Source organism: Solitalea longa (genome assembly GCF_002920915.1).
Taxonomy (GTDB): Bacteria; Bacteroidota; Bacteroidia; order Sphingobacteriales; family Sphingobacteriaceae; genus Solitalea; species Solitalea longa.
Window position 1 is genome coordinate 1 of the sequence record NZ_PQVF01000022.1, and the last position, 24,031, is coordinate 24,031.

At 36.1% G+C, this 24,031-nt stretch carries 24 protein-coding genes; 16 read left to right on the forward strand and 8 right to left on the reverse strand.

Annotation, left to right across the window (positions count from 1 at the left end):
* Positions 1-344 precede the first annotated feature (344 nt).
* From C3K47_RS19065 to C3K47_RS19080, 4 genes are read left to right on the forward strand one after another with little or no spacing between them, the layout of a single operon-like run.
* A complete protein-coding gene (locus tag C3K47_RS19065) occupies positions 345-1,148 on the forward strand; it encodes a hypothetical protein (RefSeq protein ID WP_103790762.1) in 804 nt (267 codons plus the stop codon).
* 1 nt (position 1,149) lies between these two features.
* Positions 1,150-1,602, forward strand: a complete 453-nt coding sequence (locus tag C3K47_RS19070) for a DUF5675 family protein (RefSeq protein WP_103790763.1) — start codon at positions 1,150-1,152, stop codon at positions 1,600-1,602.
* Between the two features lie 2 nt (positions 1,603-1,604).
* The gene (locus C3K47_RS19075; protein ID WP_103790071.1) at positions 1,605-1,853 is read left to right on the forward strand and encodes a hypothetical protein; all 249 of its coding nucleotides are present in this window, start codon (positions 1,605-1,607) and stop codon (positions 1,851-1,853) included.
* Positions 1,843-2,064: a hypothetical protein gene (locus tag C3K47_RS19080; protein ID WP_103790764.1), complete on the forward strand. Its 222-nt coding sequence runs from the start codon at positions 1,843-1,845 to the stop codon at positions 2,062-2,064. The genes C3K47_RS19075 and C3K47_RS19080 overlap by 11 nt, the downstream gene beginning before the upstream one ends.
* Positions 2,065-2,934: 870 nt before the next feature.
* Here the strand turns inward: C3K47_RS19080 and lepB are convergent.
* Together lepB and C3K47_RS19100 are read right to left on the reverse strand one after the other, a co-directional pair.
* The gene (gene lepB / locus C3K47_RS19095) at positions 2,935-3,699 is read right to left on the reverse strand and encodes a signal peptidase I (RefSeq protein WP_103790767.1); all 765 of its coding nucleotides are present in this window, start codon (positions 3,697-3,699) and stop codon (positions 2,935-2,937) included.
* A gap of 14 nt (positions 3,700-3,713) precedes the next feature.
* Complete coding sequence (locus tag C3K47_RS19100; RefSeq protein ID WP_103790768.1) at positions 3,714-4,748, reverse strand: ribonuclease H1 domain-containing protein; 1,035 nt, start codon at positions 4,746-4,748, stop codon at positions 3,714-3,716.
* A gap of 438 nt (positions 4,749-5,186) precedes the next feature.
* Between C3K47_RS19100 and C3K47_RS19640 the strand changes: the two genes are divergently transcribed.
* The 7 genes from C3K47_RS19640 (at position 5,187) to C3K47_RS19130 (ending at position 14,138) form a co-directional block, all read left to right on the forward strand.
* Positions 5,187-5,342 (forward strand): hypothetical protein, encoded by a 156-nt coding sequence (locus tag C3K47_RS19640; protein ID WP_165784745.1) that lies wholly within the window; start codon positions 5,187-5,189, stop codon positions 5,340-5,342.
* Between the two features lie 233 nt (positions 5,343-5,575).
* Positions 5,576-6,079 carry a DUF6252 family protein gene (locus C3K47_RS19105; RefSeq protein WP_103790769.1) on the forward strand — a complete coding sequence of 168 codons (504 nt, stop codon included), beginning with the start codon at positions 5,576-5,578 and terminating at the stop codon, positions 6,077-6,079.
* Positions 6,080-6,114: 35 nt separating this feature from the next.
* Entirely contained in the window at positions 6,115-9,069 is a 2,955-nt protein-coding gene (locus tag C3K47_RS19110) for a T9SS type A sorting domain-containing protein (RefSeq protein WP_103790770.1), read from the forward strand.
* A 670-nt stretch (positions 9,070-9,739) separates the two neighbouring features.
* A complete protein-coding gene (locus C3K47_RS19115; RefSeq protein ID WP_103790771.1) occupies positions 9,740-10,282 on the forward strand; it encodes a hypothetical protein in 543 nt (180 codons plus the stop codon).
* A gap of 198 nt (positions 10,283-10,480) precedes the next feature.
* Complete coding sequence (locus tag C3K47_RS19120; protein WP_103790772.1) at positions 10,481-11,014, forward strand: hypothetical protein; 534 nt, start codon at positions 10,481-10,483, stop codon at positions 11,012-11,014.
* A gap of 22 nt (positions 11,015-11,036) precedes the next feature.
* Positions 11,037-13,565, forward strand: coding sequence for a PGAP1-like alpha/beta domain-containing protein (locus C3K47_RS19125; protein WP_103790773.1), 2,529 nt, complete (start codon positions 11,037-11,039; stop codon positions 13,563-13,565).
* A 45-nt stretch (positions 13,566-13,610) separates the two neighbouring features.
* A complete protein-coding gene (locus C3K47_RS19130; protein WP_103790774.1) occupies positions 13,611-14,138 on the forward strand; it encodes a T9SS type A sorting domain-containing protein in 528 nt (175 codons plus the stop codon).
* A gap of 207 nt (positions 14,139-14,345) precedes the next feature.
* Here C3K47_RS19130 and C3K47_RS19135 read toward each other — a convergent pair whose 3' ends face one another.
* From C3K47_RS19135 to C3K47_RS19160, 6 genes are all read right to left on the reverse strand, one after another.
* On the reverse strand, positions 14,346-15,491 hold the full coding sequence (locus C3K47_RS19135) for a hypothetical protein (protein WP_103790775.1): 1,146 nt from the start codon (positions 15,489-15,491) through the stop codon (positions 14,346-14,348).
* A 123-nt stretch (positions 15,492-15,614) separates the two neighbouring features.
* Entirely contained in the window at positions 15,615-15,977 is a 363-nt protein-coding gene (locus C3K47_RS19140; RefSeq protein ID WP_103790776.1) for a hypothetical protein, read from the reverse strand.
* A gap of 2 nt (positions 15,978-15,979) precedes the next feature.
* Entirely contained in the window at positions 15,980-16,258 is a 279-nt protein-coding gene (locus C3K47_RS19145) for a helix-turn-helix domain-containing protein (protein ID WP_103790777.1), read from the reverse strand.
* 453 nt (positions 16,259-16,711) lie between these two features.
* Positions 16,712-16,861 carry a tyrosine-type recombinase/integrase gene (locus C3K47_RS19150; protein ID WP_207765333.1) on the reverse strand — a complete coding sequence of 50 codons (150 nt, stop codon included), beginning with the start codon at positions 16,859-16,861 and terminating at the stop codon, positions 16,712-16,714.
* 182 nt (positions 16,862-17,043) lie between these two features.
* Positions 17,044-18,036 carry a nucleoid-associated protein gene (locus C3K47_RS19155; RefSeq protein WP_165784746.1) on the reverse strand — a complete coding sequence of 331 codons (993 nt, stop codon included), beginning with the start codon at positions 18,034-18,036 and terminating at the stop codon, positions 17,044-17,046.
* A 208-nt stretch (positions 18,037-18,244) separates the two neighbouring features.
* Positions 18,245-19,447: a site-specific integrase gene (locus C3K47_RS19160; RefSeq protein WP_103790780.1), complete on the reverse strand. Its 1,203-nt coding sequence runs from the start codon at positions 19,445-19,447 to the stop codon at positions 18,245-18,247.
* Between the two features lie 195 nt (positions 19,448-19,642).
* Here C3K47_RS19160 and C3K47_RS19165 point away from each other — a divergent pair, with 195 nt between their 5' ends.
* From C3K47_RS19165 to C3K47_RS19185, 5 genes are all read left to right on the forward strand, one after another.
* Positions 19,643-20,173 carry a hypothetical protein gene (locus C3K47_RS19165; RefSeq protein ID WP_103790781.1) on the forward strand — a complete coding sequence of 177 codons (531 nt, stop codon included), beginning with the start codon at positions 19,643-19,645 and terminating at the stop codon, positions 20,171-20,173.
* Positions 20,174-20,351: 178 nt separating this feature from the next.
* Positions 20,352-20,858: a DUF4304 domain-containing protein gene (locus C3K47_RS19170; protein WP_103790782.1), complete on the forward strand. Its 507-nt coding sequence runs from the start codon at positions 20,352-20,354 to the stop codon at positions 20,856-20,858.
* A gap of 151 nt (positions 20,859-21,009) precedes the next feature.
* Positions 21,010-21,768 (forward strand): hypothetical protein, encoded by a 759-nt coding sequence (locus C3K47_RS19175; protein ID WP_103790783.1) that lies wholly within the window; start codon positions 21,010-21,012, stop codon positions 21,766-21,768.
* A 183-nt stretch (positions 21,769-21,951) separates the two neighbouring features.
* The gene (locus C3K47_RS19180; RefSeq protein ID WP_103790784.1) at positions 21,952-22,758 is read left to right on the forward strand and encodes a hypothetical protein; all 807 of its coding nucleotides are present in this window, start codon (positions 21,952-21,954) and stop codon (positions 22,756-22,758) included.
* Between the two features lie 188 nt (positions 22,759-22,946).
* Positions 22,947-23,804, forward strand: a complete 858-nt coding sequence (locus tag C3K47_RS19185) for a hypothetical protein (protein WP_133159421.1) — start codon at positions 22,947-22,949, stop codon at positions 23,802-23,804.
* Positions 23,805-24,031: the final 227 nt, after the last annotated feature.

Genomic DNA, 24,031 nt, shown 5'->3' on the forward strand with positions numbered 1-24,031 from the left:
TAAAAGATAACGGAATAATTAAACTCAAATAAAAAACGGCAGGTAACAGCCGCTTGCCGTAACCGCGGTTGACGTGGAATTTTGAACTGAAAACCTAATTAAATAAATTACACCACGGCGGACAAATTATCTACCCCTAAATCAGCTAATAATCAATTACTTATAAGCTTAATTTTTTCAAGGGTACAACATAGGATCAACATTGTACAGCCAACAAACTAGCAAACCTTTTTTACACCTTCATTTGATGTACTTGCACCGATTTGCATTACAATAATATTTAATAAAAACCTGATTATCAATAGTTTTAGCTAAAATATTTATCACTTAAAAAGCTAAAAACTATGGCAAGACAAAAAGGCTCCTTAAAGTATGTGGGCACCCTGGGCGATATCCGCCACTTCAAAATCAAAGGTCAGAAAGGTTACTTTGCCGGCATGGTTGGCGGTCCAACCAGTCAGCAGGTTAAAACGGCAAGCGAATTCAGTCGTACCCGTGAAAACATGAATGAGTTTGGCGGTTCTGCCAAAGCTGGCAAATCGTTGCGAACTGCATTTTCTGCTTTACTCAATTCCATGTCTGATTCACAGCTAACCGGCCGGGTTACTGCGGTGATGAAAAAAATCAACTTGGAGGATCAATCGGAAGCTCGTGGTTACCGCGCTATCCTTATTTCTCAACAACCTCAGTATTTATTGGGAATCCAGTTTAATCGCAAGATCAATTTTGATACCGTGTTCAATGTTCCTTTTGCTGTTACTCCTGCAGTTAACCGTTTAAGTGTCGATTTACAGGTGGAGGCATTTGATCCCTTCAGCAAGGTAAGAGCACCGCTTGGGGCTACCCATTTTAAAGTAGTCCTGGCATTGGGTGTGGTTTCTGATTATGCCTATAATGAAGCGACAAAAACTTATGAGCCTTTGGCTGCAGCTGAAAATGAAGCTTCGGCCGTAGCAATCTCTGATTACCAGGATTTGAAACAAGCGGTACCAGCTTTGAACTTAAGTGCGACTTTATCAAACTTGGCAACGGTTTCAACCGATGCAACTGTAATGGCAGCCATAGGGGTGGAGTTCTACCAGCAAGTAGGTGCCAATTTCTACTTGTTGAACGGAAGCAATGCGTTAAAATTGATTGCTACTTTTTAAGATGGCGCTCATTGAACTTAAACGAATGGCTCAGGGAAAATCATCTACCCTGAGCCATTTATATATTAACGGAGTTTTTGCCAACTATCTTTTAGAAGATGCGATTCGTCCAATCAAAGTACCAGGGAAAACTTGTATCCCGGAAGGATCTTACAAACTCCTTTTAAATACCTGGGGAGGTATGAATCTGGATTACCGAAAGCGTTATCCAGGAATGCATAAAGGAATGATTGAGATCTCGGGTATCCCTAATTTCAAATCGGTCTACCTCCACATTGGCAATACGATCAATGATACTGCAGGTTGTCCGCTTTTCGGATCCTGGTATAATCTGGTTAATGGAGAATTTGAAGTTTACCAATCACTCCTGGCTTACGAACGCATCTATCCCATACTAACAAAGATCATCGCTGCTGAATCTGTTCATTTAACAGTTACCAATCAACACCTCTAATTATGTCAGAACTTGGAATATTCTTTGGGTCCTTAATTAGCTTACTGCTTTCGGTAGTAGCCTATTTCATCCGGCAGCTGCATACTGATTTCAGAAAAGTTGAGCGTGATCTGTCGGAAGTAAAAACCACTACCTCGCTGATCAAATCGGAATTTAAAAATGGGTATGATCTGTTAAATCAGAAAGTAAGCTACCTGGAAAAACGAATTGAAATTTTAGAACATCAACAATTTAAAAACTATGAACACTGATAAAAAAATTACCCTGGTTGAACGGGTAAAGTCTCCCACTCCAAAATTCTTCCGCAAGATCCGCACAATCGGTTTAATGATTGGCGCCATTGGCGGGGCTCTATTAGCCGCTCCGGTGGCTTTGCCTTCAGTAGTTGGAACCATTGCTGGTTATCTGGCAACAATTGGCGTGGTGGCCTCGGCGGTCAGCCAAACGGCCGTTCGCGATTAAACTATATTCTATCTATCGAATTAAAGTCCCTGCAAATTGCGGGGACTTTTTTGTTAGCGGCTTAGCTCAACATGAAATATGTGTTGCTTACAAATGACTTTAATGTAGTTTAAGGCATGAAAGAAAGCAGTCTGACCACGTCTGAAAATGACAATAATGTCAACCCGACAGAACTTCATAAACTTCGCTTAGGCAACCCAAAACTTTTTACGGCTATTTTGCAAGCGAGGAAGCGTATAAATGGACTGTGCAGATTGCCTAGAGCGTTTATGCCGCTGACCGCTTGCAAACCCGTAGGGCTTGATAGCTGTAAAAAAGGTTAACTTCGGCGAAAGCGAGGTTTAAGGATGGGTGAACCGATCCAACGATCTTTGAAACTAGTGCGGCTTGCTTGAATACGACCATGATAATAAAAGGGGCTCTGCAAGGGATAAAAATGCTGACCAACTTACTCTAAACTCATATTGAAAGTCCTTATATCTAAAAGCATCATCATTAAATTCCCATACGGATACACTATTTTCTTTGCAGTATAAATCCGCATGGTCATTAATTTTGCTATTAATCATCTTCTTTTGTTTTCTGTAATGCAATAAGTAATTGATGGCGGTAAAAAATCCAAATAGAGCAATTGATAAAAAAATATAGCCAGAATTACTGCCATTCTGGATAGAATAGATTGCGACGAAAAGAATAATTAAACTCCAAACCATCCAAAAGGAAACGGAATAAATGGGATTGCGAGTAATGGCCTTGTGGGTTTATGCGGTAGTCTTTTGGAGGGTATAAAAAGGGGCTTGTGTAAGCCCCTTAACTTGATGTATCTTTTATTTTTGGATCAATGCAGATTATGATATAAAAAATAAATAGCTATTGCACCACTAAAGCTTCTAAAGAAGATTCTGGTATAAATCCTATAAATCTTGAGTCTGCAGCGTTATGCCTGTTGTCCCCGAGAAAAAAATATAGATTCTCTTTAATTATCAACTCTCCACTTTTTTTGTCTGTAATATTACGATAGAGTTTATAGTTTTCTTCTGTTATATGTACAGTGTCGCCAATTTTTGGAATGGATAGGGGCCCAAAAAAGTCCATATTCCAATTATTCCCTTTAATTGGGTTGATTACAGTCTCATATATCAACGATTTTTTCTGAATAAATCTTAAGGTCTCTATTACTTTCGAATCCTTTTTAATTTCTTGGAGTTGAGTATTAGTCAAATGTGCTTGATAAATGATCGGATTCTTATTTATTAATGTAAGTTCATATGTGGGGTATTTATCTCCATTAAGCATTGATTTACAATGAATATAGTATTCCCATTTTGCTTTTGCTGGTAAATTTACTTTTTGATCATTGACTATAAGGTCACCATTTGTAATTTGAATTTTATCTCCAGATTTGCCAACAATTCTAAAAACCCATTTCTGATTGCCACTATAGAAATCTTTGTATTTGAAAAGAACAATCTGATTCCTTTCTATTGAGTTCAGTTTTTCAAAGCTTAAAGGCTCACCTTTATTAATTGTACCCTCCATACTTGTTGAAACCATGCTAGATATTTGAAAAGTAAGAGAGGTTGTAAGCAGGCCGGTTGCTATAATTAATAATTTGATTTTGTAGGATTTTTGCATTTTTATGAAAATTATTACTGATAGATGAGCTTATTATTAATTATATTATGACCGTGAGCTTGAAGGCATTTTAGAATTTCGTTATAATTAGCAACACAATAATAGCCACCTCTGACTTTATCTATACCATGTATTCTCATGTATTGTAAAGTCTTTTCATTCTCTAATATTTCTCCTTCTGGAACTGTTCCTTTAAATTCACTAGTTTCAAGAACCTTAACCGCTTTATGTTCCTGTACCCATACAGATTTTCTGGATTTTCTTTCTAAATCAAAATGTTCTTTCATTCTTCTCTCAAAAGAACTCTTTTGCGTTTGCCCGATATAAAAACATCCGTCCTCCAACGCCAAAACATAAATAATCCTGATAATAACATTCAAATAACTTTTAGGATGTTCAATTTCTGAGGTTATTAATTTTAAATCAGGTTGAAAATAGGCATGACTTTGTCCCCAGGCTTTTTCTTCCCATTTAATTACCTTATTTATAAAATTATTTTGGCGTAACCAATTATTGGCTCTGTCAATTAGTTCAAAAAGTTTCTGATTTGTTTCATTTCTAGATTGGCTAGTCATACATCTTTTTTGATCAATCCATTTTAATGCCTTTTTGCGATTACAGTAAATGGGATAATCTAATTGATTTTGTTTACAATATGCAAGAGCATGTACTAAAGCGATAAATTCAATTATATTGAAATTACCTTCACTAAAAGGCCCGTTTTTAAAAATAATTTCTCCCGTACTAGTATTTACACCCTGATATTCGACTATGCCAGTTTCTCTGTCACCCGTACCATATATTGAGATGCTTTCTAAAACAGGATTGCCAATTAATTTTAAATATTCTTCAGGTAATTTACTTTCAAAACCTCCAACGTTTTCACCTTTATCTACCCCTGTATAAGCGTATTCAGCTTCACGACGTGTTTTGAAAGACTTATATTTTGGGTTAGAAAAATTAATAGTTTGCAAAAGGCATTCTTCCCAAGAATCAAAAACTCCTGTCCTATGACCTTTCCAAACAACATAAAATTTTTGTTTTCTCATAGTAACTGAGATAAATAGGTTAGGCTTTATAATGGCAAAAGAACGTGCAGTTAATAGTACTTCTATTGTTTGAATGCCCTAAAATACCCAATTCTTATTGCTATGCAAGGGCTGTGGAAAAGGGCTGGTAAAACAGCCTTGAGCTTGTGTCGGCCTTGTGCCGCGAGCCGCTTGCGAGTGGAGGGAATGGTGGGAGCAAACAGCAGCCCGAGGCACGAGGGCGGTTTGCGACCTATGTAGAAAGGACGCGGCTTTTGGAAGTCGAGGTCGGGGGGAGGTCAAAAGCCTGGCGGCCTGCACTACACAAGGGTTGGCGAACTTTTTGGCTGTGCAGGCAAACCAGATCGTGTAGGGAATCCAAAAAGTATGACAACCCGCAGCCTGACCGACTAGCAGGCGAGCCTAAACACGAGCAGCGACCGGGATGGTAGCGGCTGAATGGATGGAGCCGAGGAACGAGGCGTAAGGAATGAAGCGGCTGCCAGCACGGAGAGAGCTGCTATGACGAATGAGGAGCCGAAAGCAATGGGTATGACAGCCTGCCGCCAGGCACCCGAAGGGTATAAAGTGTCAATGTCGATTGTTACTTTATAGGCTGGCGTACCCATTGCCGGCGACGATTGAGGAATGCCTATTTACCTGTCGTGGGATGGGTTAATCCGAAGATTTATGGTGAACCTCAATTTAATAAGTACAACTAGTTAAAATAGATTCATACAGAATAGCAGTTAGGTTAATTTTTTAGTCAATAAACTTATTCATGCAGAACTTCAATTATTTGATATATAACAAATTGTGTATATTTCAGTAAATAAATTTATCTCTATATGAAAAACAAGTATGTTGAACTAAAGTGGTTTTTTATCGCTTTAATTCTTTCACTTTGTGCATGCTCTCCTGACGATGATGCACATGAAAAAGAATTCAGATGTAAAGTAAATGGTCAAAAATGGAGTCCTTTTTCTGATGACTTCAAATTTAATCCTGTTGATGGGCAAAGCCAAATTACAACTTCGGGCAAAAGGGCTTTACTCCTAGTAGGATATAATTCTAAAAATGAAACCCAAAATGTAGGTTTTCTAATTTCTGATTTAGTGAATGAAAAAGATTATCCTCTCTCTCAAGAGCCTAACAGTTATGGATTAGTAGAAATAAATGAAACAGTATATCGAACTGATGATATCAACAAAGGAATTGTATCTATTCATTCATTAGATACTGTCAATCATAAAGTTTCAGGAACATTTACATTCAAAGCTAAAAGTTTGACTAGCAATAGTACTGTAAATGTTTCAGAAGGTTATTTTGATATTACTTATAAAGTTTATTAGCCATTTAAAAATTCACATCTTATCCCTTAACTTTTATGTCAAAAGCTAATTCTTTACCGCTTTTAGTGGTTGTAGTTATATTGGCTAATTTATTTGGAACTGTTAGTCAAGTCTATTCCCAAGTAGTAGAAATAGATAGTACTTACCTTGAGCAAACAAATTACATTCTTGCTCCATTGGACAAATCAAAAATTCCTAAAGCTATATTGTATGGCAGAATGTTTGATCTTGCATCCTTGGAAAGATATACAGGAATAACAGGAACGGATACCTCAGAGGTTGATCATTTTCACCAAGCTTATTATGAAATTTATAATTCTTCATACAACGTTACCGGCTGGAAAACTCCTGATCAGCTTGATTCTGATTTGGATATTTTATTTAATTCGAATATTCACCCTATAGGTATTTTGTACTACGATTATAACACAATTGACACAAATGCAATTGCTAATAATCAATTTTACCTTCAAAATGGCCAACTACATGATGTTATTAATAGGACTACCTCACCTTACTTAACTAAAACTACATTTGTTGCATCACCTTTAGGACCTTCACAAGTTTTATGGGAAACAGGTACTCATACCTTCAAACTGGACCCTTTGTATTTTTTGGGTAATAAACCTCTAAATGTAAATAATGTAACTATTGATTTTAATGATGGAGTAGGTCTTAGAACCCTTGCATTAAATAGTTCAGTTACGGTAAATTATACTACTTCAGGCCCAAAGTATGTTACCATAAATGTAAATCTAGTTGGAGGAGCTGTACTTAAAGGAACAGCAATATTAGATATTAGAACGGGCCGGCCCGCTCCTCAGTTATGTAATGGAGTAGATACTATTCAAATAAAAGCATTGCCATTTAATGCAAATCAATATGGAGGAGCCTCTAATGAACAGGGCAATGGTGTTGGTTACATTTATTTTTCAAATGCTAATTGTACTTCAAAAAAGGTTACTAAACCTATTATTTTTTTAGATGGATTTGATCCTAAGCAGAAAAAAAAGAAAGATGAGCGAACTCCTCAGAAAATTTGGGATGACTTTATTAATAAAAGAGTTTTAGTCAATGGGGTTGAAGTAAGACTAGGGGATAAACTAAGGGCAGATGGCTACGATATAATTATTTATGATTATGATGATGGAGGTGATCTTATTGAAAAGAATGCTTTAGGTGTGGTTCAGTTATTTAAACGAATTTATACCAAGTATCAAACTTCTTTATTAGATGATTATGTGGTTATTGGACCTAGTTACGGATCATTGGTTGCGCAATATGCTTTAACCTATTGTGAGAAGTACAATATACCACATCATACACGGCTTTATATTTCATTTGATGGACCCCAACAAGGCGCTAATGTACCTGTAGGACTGCAACAATTTTTAGATTTTTTTACAAAAAAAGGGATAGTGGCCTGGCTAAAACCTAATTTAAAAAATGGATTGCATAATGTTCCTGCGGCAAAACAAATGCTAGTTCATCATTCGAATGCTAACTCAGAAACGCCAATGCCAGATAATTTTAGAAATATTTATAAGGCTAATTTAACCGCAATTGGAGAATATCCAACAAAGTGCAGAAAGGTTGCTATTATTAATGGCAGTAGTGTTGCTGCTGCAAATACATTTTTAGCACCTTGTGGTGAAATGGTACATTACAGCTTGAAAAAGTTACTTTCTTCTGCCAAGAAATTGAATTGGAATGCATATTCGTCTGCAAAAACAAGCAGATGCGAGTCAATTAATATGTTGACAGACGGTTATTTCTTAAGATGGATATTAAATAGACCAACCTCATATATCAGATACACACAACCGGCTCCGAATAACCAAAGTTATGATGTAGCACCAGGAGGATATTTTGGTGATCCTTTTGGCGATTATGAAGGAACCGTTAAGTTTTATTCGAACCTCGCTTTCGGTTTTATAAGAAAGAAAGAGTTTCGACATAATGTAAATCCTACTTTTATGCCCTCTGTTAGCTCTGCTGATATTAGATTGCAAAGTTTTAACCTTAACTTTCCGTTTAATAATTTAAATCTTGCATGTGAAGGGATTACTCCTTTCGACAGAGTTTATGCACCGCTAGTGAATGAGGAGCACGTTTCTATAACTTCAAATAATGTAGATTGGTTTGAAAAAGAGATTAAAGGGGTACCTCCTCCAGTTCCTAATGGTTCAGTTTACACAGTAACAATAAATGGACCGTCTGAGATTCCTTGTTCTACACCTGTAATTTTCACTGCAACAGCTAATTCTGGTGTGAGTACTCAATACATATGGTCATTTCCATCTCCAAATGTTACCATCGTTTCTGGACAAGGCACTTCTTCAGTACAGGTTAGAAGTGTGGATGCTACCGTAAAGGATTTTACTGCAACTGTTTCTGTTAATACAAAATGTGGTACTGGAAGTGCTACAAAAGCAACTCATTCAGGAGCCCCAGTTATTCCAACAATATCTAATATAATAGTTTCCCCAACTGGAGCCGTTAATGCAACTGTTAATACAAACGCTTCTCCACCTTATAAATGGTATGTTGATGGCGTCTTAGCCAAAACAGGAACTTTAAAAAATGAACAGTATATACCGGCTGGATCATGTGGCTATCATATGTTAACAGTTGATGTTACAAACAACTGTGGTACTACAAACTCAGGCACACGACCAGAATATTTGTATAACAGAAACTGCAGTTCTTTTACAGTTTATCCAAATCCTTCAGATACGGAGCTTACAGTTAAGTTGGCTGCTGATTCTGATGCAAATGCATCAATGGCGCGAACTGAAAGTGCGGCAACTACTAATAAACTACCTTATCAGATTAGGTTATTTGATAAGAATATGCTAGAAGTAAGGAAAATATTATCTAATGGAGAAGATGTACGTATTAGTACAATTGGACTTGAAAGTGGTATCTATTACTTGCAGGTAAAAAATGGGAAATTAATTGAAGTTAGTAATGTTTTAATACAACATTAATAAAAATAACTAAAAAGCCCGATCAAATGTTCGGGCTTTGACTAAAAACTTGCGTCAACTTTGTTATTATATAGCCTATTCAGGAAGTTAACTTATTCAAAGCAGATAATTCCCCCTTTTCCGTGGTCTTTGCAAAATTTGTAAAAGCACCAGTTTGCACCAATTATGGTAATGGGGATTTGCATAATTCTTATTGACACAAAGCCACATTGTAAAAAAACTCTATCTACTAAAATATATTTATATGAAATCCCTTAGTGCAAGTCAATGATTATTGTGAAATTACTAAACTTGATAAGACCAATGGAATTTTTGCTGGAAAATTTGAGTTTACATTTACAAAAGAAAATTGTGAGCAAGTAAAAATCACCGAAGGGCGATTCGATATGAAATTTTAACTCATCTTATCCTTTAAAAACATGAAACCACTGCCTTTTAAATGCTGCATTGCGGCATTTTCAGCCAATTGATAAAGCATAAGTACCTGCAATATGATCGCCCTATTTTGCCCATTGTTACTTTTAAAGGTAGGTTAACTGATCACTATGAATAACGTGTGGCGGAACACTTTGTATAATGGGTAGGTTTTTTGTTTTTTAATTCAATTTTCCTAACTTATTGTTACAAAGCCGCTATGTAAAAAAAACTCTATCTACTAAATTTTATTTATATGAAAACGCTCTTACTATCTCTCTTAGTTATTTTAGTATTTACTGCTGCCAATTGCCGCAAACAAAATGATTTAGAACCTAACGGGTTGCCTCCTGCCACACAAGAAGGTAAAAACACCTTTGGATTTTTATTAAACGGGGAACCTTGGTCTCCACTGGGATTTAACGGGAGAGCAAATCTCAGCATTGATTATGATTCTCAATATAAAAGAGGAATTTTTAATATAGCTGCTTATAGAATAATTAAAGAATCTGGCAACGAGCAAGCTATTGGATTTGGCTTAAGGGATAGTTTGAATGACTTAAGTATACCTGCAAAATTGTTATTAGGAAACAAGACGCTTTTTGGACTAACATTTATTACTGAAAATTGTACTTACGACTATTTTGATGAGGGAACTTATAAGAAGGGTGACCTGGTCATTTCTAAATTAGATCGAACAAAACGAATTATATCAGGCACATTTAATGCGACCCTTTCCAAAGAAGGTTGTGGCGATACAATTAAAATTACGAATGGCCGCTTCGATTTAAAATATTAATACACATCTAAATCTAAAAAACATAAAATCATGAAATTTCTACCTTTTAAATGCTGCCTGGCAGCGTTGCTTGCTATAGTACATTTTGCTAAAGCTCAAACGCCATGGGTAGGTTTTTTGTTTTTAAATTCAATTTTCCTATCTTATTTATAACAATGCTGCTATATAAAAAACTCTATCTACTAATATTTTATGTATATGAAAACGCTCTTATTATCTCTCCTTGTCATTTTAGTATTTACTGCTGCCAATTGCCGTAAACAAAATGATTTAGAACCTAACGGCTTGCCACCAGCCACACAAGAAGGTAAAAATACATTGGGATTTTTATTAAACGGTGAATCTTGGACTCCTAGGGGTTTCAATGGCACTGCTAATTTAAGTCTTTATTATGACCCTACTTTTAGAGGAGGTGTATTTAATGTTTCATGCTATAATAGAGAAACAGGAAGTAGCAACAGACAGTTATTAGGTTTTTTTGCTGACTCTGTACAACAAGGACAAAAACTACAATTTGGAAAAAAAAACTTTGGAGTTGAATTTTATGATAATTATCAAATCAATTGTGATTTTTCATCAAGTGATAAATTAGTAACTGCTGAAGGTTATTGTGAAATAACAAAAATTGATAAAGTCAATGGGATATTCTCAGGTAAATTTGAATTTACTCTAAAAAAGGAAAACTGTAAAGCTATTAAAATCACTGAAGGCAGATTTGACCTTAAATTCTAAATAACTTCTTATCTACAAAAACATGAAATTACTATCTACTAATTGGTTCATAGCAGCCTTGCTATTATTTGTAAATTATACACATGCTCAGACACCTGATACAGCCACTACCCAAAAATTGTTGCAATATGTTTTTCAACCAATTGACAAAAATCAGGTCCCCACTGGTATTTTAGAAGAATATGGTTGCCCCATTTTACCAATGGCTACTTTTAAAGGTGCACTAACCGATAGTAACCGCATTGATATGAACCTGTGGCGCATTCTATACTTTCAATTACAGACGGGTTATTGTAAAACAGGAACTAATCCGTTCATTGATATTACTACAGTAAATTCTACCATTAAACAAAACTCAGGAGTGACTTTACCCATTCCCATACCAATTTTGATTGGGCAATACAATACAGTGAAAAGCAATGCCTTTAGTTCAAATTTGCTAAATTATACGAGTAATACTAAACAAATACATGATGTTGCCGGTCGTGGACAGAGCCCATACCAGTTAAATAATCTATTTGCCGCATGCCCGAACAAAAAACAAACCATTAGAGGATCTGAAACATTTATATGTAAATCAAACCTGATATGGAACAATACAGGAAAAAACGTTAGCCAAATTCAAATTGATTTTGCAGATGGGCAGGGCTTTCAACTAATTGCGATTAATACTCCTATTACTGTAAGCTATTCCAGTACGGGTACTAAACGCTGGGCAATAAAGGTAACCTTAAATGACAATAGTGTACTGCAATGCTATAGTGAATTTTATGTTGTAAAAGCTGCTGAATTAGGGGCAAGATTTGCAGGAAATCAAACAGTTATCCCTACTTGGGGAAATGTATATGCTGTTTCAGGAGTGCATAGTGGCGCAACTATCTATGTTAATTACAGTAACAAAAATTGGAGTGGTACGTTAAGAAAACCCTTAATTGTGGTTGAAGGTTATGACGTTAGTTTCAGAGCTCCAAACCTTCAAGATAATTACTCCTTTGTAGATTTTATTGATGGAATTTCATTAGCTAATACTGGACCATATGATTTTAATGGACAATTGGACGATGTGGCCGGATATGATTTAGTGTTTATTGATTTTAATGATGGAGCTGATGACCTGAAACGAAATGCAGCAGTAGTGCAAGAAGTGATAAATCGAGTAAATACAAACAAAGTGCTTGATAATAGAAATAATAATATCAAACAGCAAAATGTGGTAATGGGTTTAAGCATGGGAGGTTTAGTTGCGCGTTATGTTCTTGCAAGTATGACAAAAAGCAGCCTTGTACATGAAACGCGGCTTCTTATTACACACGATAGTCCTCATAGAGGAGCTAATGTTCCTTTGGGTTTACAGTATTTAATACGCATGATGGGCGGTTTTCAATTGTTTGGCAAAAATGTGTATGATATTTTCCCCGAGTATGATCAGGCAATAAAACTTTTAGATGCCCCTGCAACACAACAACTATTATTATACCGATCTGTAACAGCAAACACCTATGCTGCAAATACTTTTTTAGATGGAGAGTACCGAACAATGGTAACTTTCACTTCTGGTGGGCCACAACCTACTTATCGCTTTATTGCAACCAGCCAGGGTAATGAATGTGCTCATAATTTATTTAACCCTGGAAAAACCTTTATAAACTTAGGAGCAGGCATAAGTGCAGCTATTGATGCAAGGGTCTTGTTTTTCAGGGTTCCAATCTTAAGTTATAAAGTGGCAGCTGAAATAGAGGCTTATGCGTTACCAAATACTGGTTCAACAGCTAAAATTGCACGTTTATATACCATCAACAATCTTAAATTATTTGGTTTTATTAATATTTTCAAACAGTTATATAACAATACAGCTTATGCCCCGGGTAGCCATTTAGCTGCTGATGGAGTACCAGGTTCAAATTATCCATTGTTGGATTTTCCGGCCTTACAGCAAATCACTACGTTGCCGGTTTTTGATCCAACTGGGCTATTTCTCCATTTTCCGTTAGGACAAATTTTCGGGTTCTCATTTGGGGCTTATGCATACAATCAAGGCTCATCATTTTTATTCACTTTTGTTCCAGTGGGCAGTGCATTGGATGTGAGCCCGTATAATAATGCTGTATTTAGTGAAAAGTATGTCAATAGCTCCAATCAAAGCTATCCATCCTCAAGTGAGCTTTTTATAGCCCAAGAATCCGTCACCTCGCAATCCTTATATAATAATACGCATATACGATTTACGGCTAGAAATTCAGAATGGATGTATAACGAAATGGAAGAGCTAAATAATTCTCTAAGTTGCTCAAATGAATGCTCTAATCCTTACTACATCAAAGGTGTAAATCAGTTTTGCACATCAGCTACTTATTCAATCCCAGGTATTAGCAGAGGAATGACGGTGAGTTGGTCAGCCACCCCTTCGAACATCGTTAGTTTAACGCCTAATGGAAGTTCGGTTGCCATAACAAAAACAGGAGATGGTATAATAACTTTAAATGCTGCTGTAAACGGTTCCTGTAGCTCTTTGCCTCCATTAACTAATAGCATTAAAGTTGGCTTCCCTTAAACTGGAGCAACTATTACAGGTGCTAATCCGGTACTTCAACAATCCATGTATTACTATTATTTAAACCTATCTGTTGGTTTGTTACCCTCATCCATCGTATGGACAGTACCTCAAGGTTGGAGTATTATTGCTGGACAGGGAACCACTAGGGCAACTATTCAAACCGGCAATACCGCTGGATATGTAAATGTAGCTGCAACAATTTGTGGTGTTACCCGCACTAAATCAATGTATGTTAATATTGGAGGAGGCGGGCCTAATCCTTTATTTGTATCAAATAATTTCTTTAATATTTACCCTAACCCGGTTTCAACTAATCAAGAATTTTCAATTGCGTTTGCCAGTGATAGTACTGCTAAAATCCAGGCAAAATCTTTATATACTAAACCTAGTGGAGAGGCCACAAAGTATAAAATAGTTGTGTTTGATAACAACATGCAAAAAGTAATACAAACACAATCCTCAGGCGAATCAGTTACATTAAACACCTCTCGACTTATAAATGGGCTTTATTATATTCGTGTTACACAAGGGAAAAAATCCGAAACTCAGCAACTACTAATTCAAAACTAATCCAAAAAACTTGTCTGTTATGAATAAGGGGATTAATGAATACTAAAAAACTGGGCAAGTAGTAAAGGATGACTCTTTTTTAAGGTTCATTCATTTTCTTCTGATTACCTTTTAATTCAAGGGATACTTTGAAGAAAATTGGACTTTGCAACTTTGCAAAGCCTATATATGGTTTTGCAAAGTCGCAAAGTCCTAAATAATTGATTTTTAACTATTTAGAAAGTAGGTAATCCCGCCTTTTCCGTGGTCTTTGCAAAGTCGATAAAAGCACCCGTTTGCACCAATAATGGTAATTGGAATTTGTATGATCTGTTTGATACGGTTTTCGAGTGTACGTGGCTTACAATCAAATTCTTCTGCCAATAAATCAAACAATTGTTTTTTACTCATTGGTTCGGAAAGTGTATTTCCTAAGAAGTCACAAATTTCCTCGAAATCATTTTTCTTTTGCAGTTCGCCTAAAACATTTGCAACAGTTTCGGGACTAGCCAATACTAATCCTTTTTCTTCATCAGAATATTGGACGTAAAATGGTTCGTGCTTGCGAGAGCTTCGGCATTTGAGATAAGCAATTTTTATTAGATCAGTAAAACGGTTTTCATTATCGCGCTCAAAACCTACCTGCAAAACGGTAGAGGCTTTATTGGTGATCTCTGTGCCCAGGTGACCGCGGGCTTTGTCAGTGTTACCAGGATTCTCATGGATAAGGCACAAGAATGACACATTGTGTCGATTGATGGATCGGTTCATCATGTCGATAAGCTTCATACTGTCTTTTGAGTCATTGAAGTTGAACACACAATCAGTTATTACATCAAGTACAATAAAAACATGAGTATTATACTTTTGACGTATGTATTCCAGATACATATCCAACATTTCAAACCTTTCTTCCCGGCTGAACTCTAATAAAGAAATATAATCGAAATTGATTGGATGATCTTCGATTTGATAACCGGCTTTTAATTGAATTTGTTGTAAGGCGTAAGGTAATTGGTCGGAAAGATTCCTTTCTGTATCAACATAACAAACGGCAACTCCTCCCGGCCTTCCCTGAATGGGTGGAGCTGTTTTAAAGCCGAGTAAGTCGCGATTACTTTCGGGTCGTTTTAAAAAGGTTGCGCAAATTGTTTCGGCTAAACGACTTTTATGTACTCCGGCTTTACCCTGGATAACATTGATGGTTCGTGGAAAGAAAACAGGGTTTTCGTTTTGGCTAAGAATGGGAGAAGCAAAGGTTATGGGCTTGGATTTGTTCTCACGGATTTTGGATTGGCTTTCAAGGAGTTTTTGGAGGTTGGTTTCGTTGGCCACGGTATTGGAAGAGCTTATAGGCGGTGGTAGAGTTTGCATAGGATTATAGTTGATGACATTGATTAGAAACACGAATTCCACGAAAAGGACGAATTCCACGAATTGCCCTAGCCTTAAATCCCTATCCAAAAGGAAAGGGATTTGAGGCAGGCAGTAACTCTGCTATAAAGGCATGAAATAGACCTTGAATTGATCGTTTTCTTTTCGATAGTAGAAGACGTAATCAATTGGTAGATTTCCATTCAATCTTAATTGATCAATGAAGCATTGCTCCATACCAATAATACATTGCGCATAATTGCGATCAAATAAACGGATTAGGAGTTCAGAAAAAAGATTTTGCCGTTTTAAATCTGATTGTAGTCGATCGTACATTTTTTGCAACTGCTCTGCATTATAGTTTTTGTCGTTACGAGCCTTATTATAAAACTGTTTTGACCATTCGAGCTTTTCAGCATCCGCGTTAATTATAGCTTGGCTTTCATTTAACAAACTTTGAAAGTTTAATGGCTTACCGGTTTCCATATTTATTTCCTCCCAAAAGGTTTGTTGTAGTTTTTGTTAAGGAGCTCTTGAACATCGGTCATTCGGTAATAAATTTTAGCACCGATTTGAGAGAAAGCAATCTTTCCTTCGTCGCGCCAGCTTTGGGCAGTACGCTTGGAGATCTTCATCAGAAATAGAAAATCCTGGTTATCGATAAACTTGTCCTCTGGGCGTTCCTTACGAGAAATCAGATCTTGAATTGTTTCGAGTTTTCCTACCAGGTCATTGTAGGCATCTTTTGTTAGAATTACTGCTTCCATATTTTTTGATGTTTTAAAATTTTATGGAAGCGAAAGAAGGTTAAAGTTTGAAGTCCCCAGGTCCCAAAAAGGTCCCCGGGGACCTTTTTTCAGAAAAATGCAGCTTTGCAAGAGATAGAGAGCGTTTGTATTTAGGAGGTCCCCGCCGGATACGGGGACCTGATAAATTCCTTGCATGTATGAAGTTTCATTTTTTTGAATTTTGCAATCAGCCCAACAATATAATGGCACTTTAAATGGGCTTTATGCCCGAAAAATAGTCACTGACAAAATTGTAAGGGTGGACTTTTGAGATAGCTACGTTAGTTATCGGTTGTTCCCTAAAACGAACAGACAAGTTTAGATCATTTAACATAGTAGAAGAAAAAAGTGGCTTTTCGACATTGTTAACGCATTATTAAAACAATTAGTAGTAAAGAACAACCTAACTACTAATTTGTAGCTGTATGGTGGCTAATTAAAAACCTCCATCGCTTTATCAAGTTCTTCGTTCATTATTTTGGCGTAAATCTGGGTTGTAGTAATATCAGAATGTCCCATTAGTTTGGAAACATATTCAATGCGCATACCTTTTCGTAGGGCCAAGGTGGCAATGTCGGACAAGTGTAGGTGCAGCTTTTTAATAACTTTTGATACTGCCCGGATCGAATGTTATTCTTCTAATACGGATTTCACAAGTTTCAACTTGAAGTCTAGTGTATACTTCGTTTTCTTATTAATAAAAATGCCCCCAATGAGTGTCTAACTTTTTGGGGGGGCAGTGTAAAATAGCTGGCCTTTCTGCTTTATTGCTCTTCCTTAAAGTAAAGCTTATAATAACTTAAACCTGTCTCCTCGTCTAATCCCTTTTCGATCCGGTTAGTTTCTGATGTTATTTCGAGTAGAAAGTTGGAGTCCAATTTAATCTTTCGCTTAAACTCTTTGGCTTTCTTTTTCACTACCTGAGTTGAAATATCAAATGACTCCGGTATTTCGATCTCCATATAATCCTCGTAACTTTTCTTATGAGATTTAAAAGATTCTATAACTTCTTCCTGCATTAATACCTCATTCGAAAACTCTTGAATATCGAATTGATCCTTGTCTTTGAAATAGTCGGAAGCTCGATTGAGTAAATCAACCTGTTCTGCGCGGTTCATTTCGAAATGGTCGGTGATTTTATCCTGTAGGAAATTGGAACAAAGTTCAATAACCAGATCCGTTTTAGCATGGCTATCATCCCGCTTGATAACGTTAAGAAATTCATCTTTCCAATAGGCTCCTTCTTTGGATTTTGAATCAACGATTGCCACTTTATAACCCTTATCTTTTTCAAGATTAAAAATGATGCAACCTTTATCTAACTTGGATAAGTTTATGCCTTGGTCAGATTCAAAATCATAAATTTCCTTTTGATTAGGAGAAACCTTCATATAGGTTTCAATAGACTCTGACTTGAAAATGCCGACGGCGTTTACCTCTTCTCCATCAACAAGAATATACGTAAAATAGGCTATAAATAATTTACCGCCTTTAACTTTTGGATCCTGAACAGTTTCAAATAGATACTTGGCGATAAGTTTTGATGCATTGTATAAATTATCATTGGATTCAAAAATGGTGGTAGCAAGCTTGTAAACGTAATTTTGATTTAGTTCACCTGATGAATGTTGGAGATTATAATATTCTTCATTTTTTTGAAACGGCTTCATTAAATAGTTAAGCAGAAGGGTCGTCTTCTCCTGATCGTTTAAATCAACAGGTCCATAGGAATAAATCAACGCTTCATCTTGGCTCATATTTCCTACTTGATGTATAGCTAGTGAGTAAAGATGGCTGGGGTCCGATACTTGAATCATTGTTGTTTTTTTGAAATTTTAGGGCTGCGAATCTACAGCAAATTAATTTATCTTCTCACTGATGATTATTAAAACCACCGTCGCATTTGACGGTGGTTTACTGCTTAGCATGGGTGCTGCAAAACTCGTTCGCATTTTCAATCAATTATTATGAATTGAAAATCTCCATTGCCTTGTCAAGTTCTTCGTTCATTATTTTTGCGTAAATCTGGGTTGTAGTGATATCTGAATGGCCCATTAATTTGGATACGTATTCAATGCGCATACCTTTACGTAGGGCCAAAGTGGCAAAAGAATGTCGCGCAATGTGTAGATGCAGCTTTTTATTAACTTTTGCTAAACAGGCGATCCTCTTTAACTGCCTGTTAATTATTGATCCACGGTTAGTTATTTCTGCGTATCTCTTCCATGGGTTATGATCATTCTCAGATTTCAAGTATGGGAATATAAATTGATCAGGATCTAGCTCAACAGGTCTGAATTTATCTAAAATTAATATTGACTTCATTGGGAGTTTAATAGATACGACCGAATCTGTCTTATGTGTTTTTAATACAAGTTTATCTCCTTCAATGTTTTTCCATTTTAATTCCAGTAAATCCCAACGTCTCAAACCTCCTGTATAAATTGCAAAAATGAAGAGATCCCGGCATAAGATTAGTCTTTCATCAGTACCTAAATTCAGATTTTCGATCGCTTCGATTTCTTCTTCCAGGAGAAACTGTTTCTCTGTATACTGCTTTTTGATTTTATATCTTAGAAATGGGTTCTTATCGGGCGTAATAATTTCATCTTCAATAGCACTGGTAAAAATCCTTCTTAACGACTTCATTCTTCGATCTGCTGTATTTTGATTTTGACCCATCATGTTTCTTAGCCAATTGCTAAAGCGTTTTAACCATTGCAGGTCAATATCTTCGAAAGTCAAATTTTCCTTTGGCTCAAAATCTTTGATGGATTTCTCAAATACACGATAAGAAACAATAGTCGGTACTTTTAATCGTGTTTCTATACTTTTCATATAAAGATCAAAGTATTCATAGAATGAGTATTTGGGCTTTCCTTTAATATGCTGCTGTACATCTTTGGCTGTACTTGATGCAGCATTTTCCATTTCAAGTATTAAATCTTCGGCTTCAGCTATTTTTGTTGCAATTAGTTTATTCAGTCTTGTTGAATTGGGATGGTTTTTCTTTACCCTTCTATTGACATTATCCCATTCGTTTTCTTTAAGATAAATGGCCAACGAAATGTACCTGGATTTTCTGTTGTGAATGATCCTTAAATACAACGGAGCTTGTCCCGTTTTATTAATTTTCTGTGTGTTGAGAAACAATTTTAGAGTTGCCATATTGTTTAGATTTTCATAAGTACCTCTAAGGAAAAACAAATGATTGGTAAAACATTTGGGTCAAACATTTGATGTTTACCTTTGCATTTCGGTACTTTTGTTTGCTATCTAAACTTTATGTAATATTGAGTTTAAGCTTGACTGAAGGCTGTTTTTGTCGAAAACCTACGCGTTTTAATGTGTCCACGGCGGACTATGACGGCGCAGTTTTCATCGCGCCTTCGGCAAGCTGAAACGTTACCAGCAATTGTAAAAAGCACTATCAAAATGAAGCACATATTATTCTCATTTCTAATCTTCCTGACATTAACATCATTTAAACGACCAGGTTCTGCAACAGCTCAGCTAACTTGTAAATCGGAATCAGGCAGAACATTATTCACGGCAGACATTCAAGATATTGATGGTGGACTAGAACGCGCAGAGTTATCTATAGACGGAGTAAAACTTAACTTCCATGAGAATGATAATTCAAGCATCATTTTCGATTCTAAAACTCAAGTTTTCACAATCCTTTTGGAATCAAAACCTAATAAGGACTTTTCGAAACATAAATTTTTGAAATTTTGGGCAATACCTTCAACATTTAAAACTCTTGTTGAAACTCATACACAAGGAAAATATCAATTTAGAGCTAAGCTTTATTCAACGGAACCTCGTAAAGAAAAGAAGGAGTTACACACTCCTGTAATAGAAGTTGAATGTTTACTGCAGTATGAAATATAACAACTGCTGGTAACATAGGCTTGCCGTCAGCGCGGGCGACGTACGAATTTGAAATCAAAACCAATTTAATATCTTACATCTCGGCTGACCATTAAGCGCGTTTTTCTTCGCGCCGAACGGCAAGCCCAAAACGTTATAGGCAAGCATAAGAAACCCCTCAAAACTTCTATAGACCTAAATGACAGCAAAAGAAATACAGACAGAAGCTGTAAAAACTTATTTAAAGCCGACTTTGAAAAATCAAGGTTACTCACTTAACGGGCAAATTTGGTGGAAGGATAAAGGCGATTTTTTCATAATCATTAACCTTCAAAATTTTTCATGGAACAGTAAGGAATGTGTCGACTTTTGTTTCAATATTGGGATTGCTTTAAAGGCTACGATGGATGAAAAAAGCTTAAAGAAACCAGCTTATCGTAACATAACAATTTCCCTAAGAGAAGAATCATATCTTTCAGCTGACAGATTACATAAGTATAGGAATAGCTCGGGATATACATTAACAAGCACAGCAGACAAAGGAGAATTTGAGACGGAATTAAAAAAAGATTTTGAAGGTCATATCTTGCCATCGTTAGAAAAACTAAAATCCCTGAGTGATTGCATCGAACGTTTTGGTATTGTGCCCTTTTGGGGAGAGCATTTAAGGAAAGTAATGAGAGATAATAAACTTTTGGCTGACTAAGAAAAAATGCCAGCCTATAACATTATGTTTAAATTATGCCCTGTTGACGTGGTTATCGAAACTTTTTGCTTTTTAATTACATTAGTGCAGCCCGACACAGAAGTGTTATTAATCGGGCACAATATAAACATCTAACGTTGTATGTAATGCTATGAAAAACCACAAATATTTACTGTATATCGACATTTTAGGGTTCGCTGACCTTGTGAAGACTGACTATGATAAAATCAGACTTCTATTTAAAAAAATTGACGAACTAAATGTTCATAGACACAACGCTTTTCAGACAATTGTTTTCTCTGACACTATTTTAATACTAAACAAAATAGCTCCAAGAAACACACACGAGCACGAGTATCTTGTAATGTATGCTTGTGAATTTGCACAAGACTTAATGTTTCGCTGTATAGACTTAGAAATTCAATTTAGAGCAATTTTGACCTATGGAGATTTTTTCTATGAAAAACTCGAAAATATTGAAGCATATCATGGTAAGGCTCTTGTAAATGCTTACTATAAAGAGAAAGACATAAATTCTTTAGGGTTATTTATAGACAAATCCATTCTTCAATACAATACGATTTTTAAAACAACCCAATTTGACAAAGATTTAGACTTCGTTTTTCTGACACAGAATCTTGAACGGCTTTGTTATTTTTATGACGCATCAAATATACCTCTTGACCCATTTTTAATTGACCAAGCTTGTGAATTCCCATATTTAAAGGATGAAGTAAAAATTCTTGAAACCCTAAAAAAAAATATTGATACTCAAATTGACTCAAAAATTAGAGGCAAATACTTGCAGGCATATCATTTTTACCAACAACGATACAAAGTCTTTATCGACCAATTAGAAAAAAACGACTTTGATTATAAAATCGTTTCGCCGACAGCAGAATGGACATAAAAGCACTACATACAACAGCTACTACAACGGATTTGGGTAATTGGCTTAATGGGAAGTTGGTTTTGTATTTGGGATGATTTGGCAAATCCGAAGAATGGGCTTAATTTAGTCCCAAACCCGCTGTAGTACCAAGACGTTGGTAGCCATTATAAAAGGACCGTATCATCTTCATGCAAAACGACTATGACAAGACTAATTATTTTAACCCTTATTCTTTTCGGGCAGTTTGCTTATGGTCAGACTCAAGATTCTATTTCAAAAATTATTTTCCATTATAGTAAAGGACATAGTTCTTGGAATAAGCCAGGTATTTATGGTAGGAGTGAACAAATTGAAATTACTTGTGGAGTAGATAGAATCTATAAGCTAACAAGTTATTTCCGAGTTAACTACTCGGCAGGTACAGACGGCAAGACATTCACCAAAGATACAGTTTCAATGTCATCAAGCAAGATCGTCTACATCGACCAGCTGCAGATTCACAATTGGCTCGTTCAAATCAATACACCCAAAGAAAACTTCACAGTATCTTTTGTTCAGCCTCACCTCTCTAAAATTACAGAGAAAGAAATTTCAGTAGTCGCCAAAGTAATGCAAAAAGACGCGTTCTTTGACAAGGATTTCAAAGAGGAAAGAAAAGACGCAATCCGAAAAGTTCAAAACTTTTTCAACCTTGACTCTTTCCTAGTTGAGACAAGGGCAAACACGGAGAACCAAATGATCGTTACAGACAGTTGGGACAAATTGCGAATTGAAGTAATCAAAAACAAGGATACGACTACTTATGATAGCCAGTTCTTTGTCCCTCTTGGACAACCACTTCAACGTTTTAATCACAAAGATTTCACGACCGAAAGTATAGTTTATAATCTTGAGGCAAACATTTCTGCCCAAGAATTTCTACCGAAGGGATCGCTTATTTATAAAGTATTTGACTTTAACAGTATAAAAGAACATTATATATACTGGTACCTGGACAAGTTCTTTTGACAAGAATAACGGCTACCAACACGCGCTATGGCGCAAGTGCGGGCGATGTGCAACTTGCAAAACCCAATACGTTAAATTATTTTCGTCACGCTGGACAATGGAACAAAACTTTCTTCGCACCTGCGTCAAGCGCCATCCGTTAGTGGCAACCTTAAATGATGACAGTGCGAAACATAACAGTCTTTTTTTTGATCATTCAACTTTTCGCTTGTGGTAAGCAAAACTCCAAGGACAAACCCTCGAATGTAGATCAGCCAAATAAAACTGAAAATCAACTTTTAAAGTATGTTCAAAAGCCAGCTGTTACAGACTCTATTTGTATCAAAGACATTAAAAAAGCGAAAAACGATGTTTCAAAAGGGAAAATTGTTTTTTGTGTGCCAATGGGTTTTGGATCCCCACAACTTAGACAAGAAAAGCGACTTAGAGAATTATGTAAAAAATACAATATTGTTTTTGACTATGAAATGTTCAGCGACATAAAGATGATGGGACAAACCCAGGGTTGTTATGGAGCTTATATGGACAAAATAATTGCTGAAAAATTTGGCAATAGTTTTAAAGAAAATTTATTAGTTCAAGCAGATAGAATTCTATTGGCTTCGAATGATACAGTTGAATATTATTTATGTGACAGGCGACCTCAAATTCCTGGTAAAGATGAGTATAATACTACGCTTGATGCAAATGTGTCTGACGAATTAAACAATGAGTTAAAAGTTGATAAGGACGGTCATTTACCATTTATTGACATAGGATTTTACATAAATAAAAATGGTGATGCTTCTGGCTATTTTATAAATTACTTTTATGACGGCAACAACGAATCAAATCAAAAATTTAAAGATGAACTTTACAAAATAGGAGTTGAAAAATTAAAGACAATTAAACTTTGGGAGACAGGAATGGTAAACGGTCAAAAAGTAAATACACAGAACAATGTCAGGGTGGGGTTTACTACTAAAGTAAAAAGAAAGGCTGCCACTAACACCCGCTTGCCAAAAGCGCGGGCGAAGTTCAACTTGCTCTTACAACCTAATTTATAACTTTACGCCGCGGCCGAGAATGACGCAGGTATTTTCACCGCGCCTTCGGCAAGCCAAAACGTTAGCACCAATTTCATGAAGTCACTACTTCGATATATAACAACTGTTATTCTGACAACATTTCTTTTCGGAAAGACATGTGCTCAAGACACGACAACGACCAACTTTTTTAACCAAATTAAAAACTACGACTTTTCGACAATATTAACGGCTGATAGCTTTTTAGC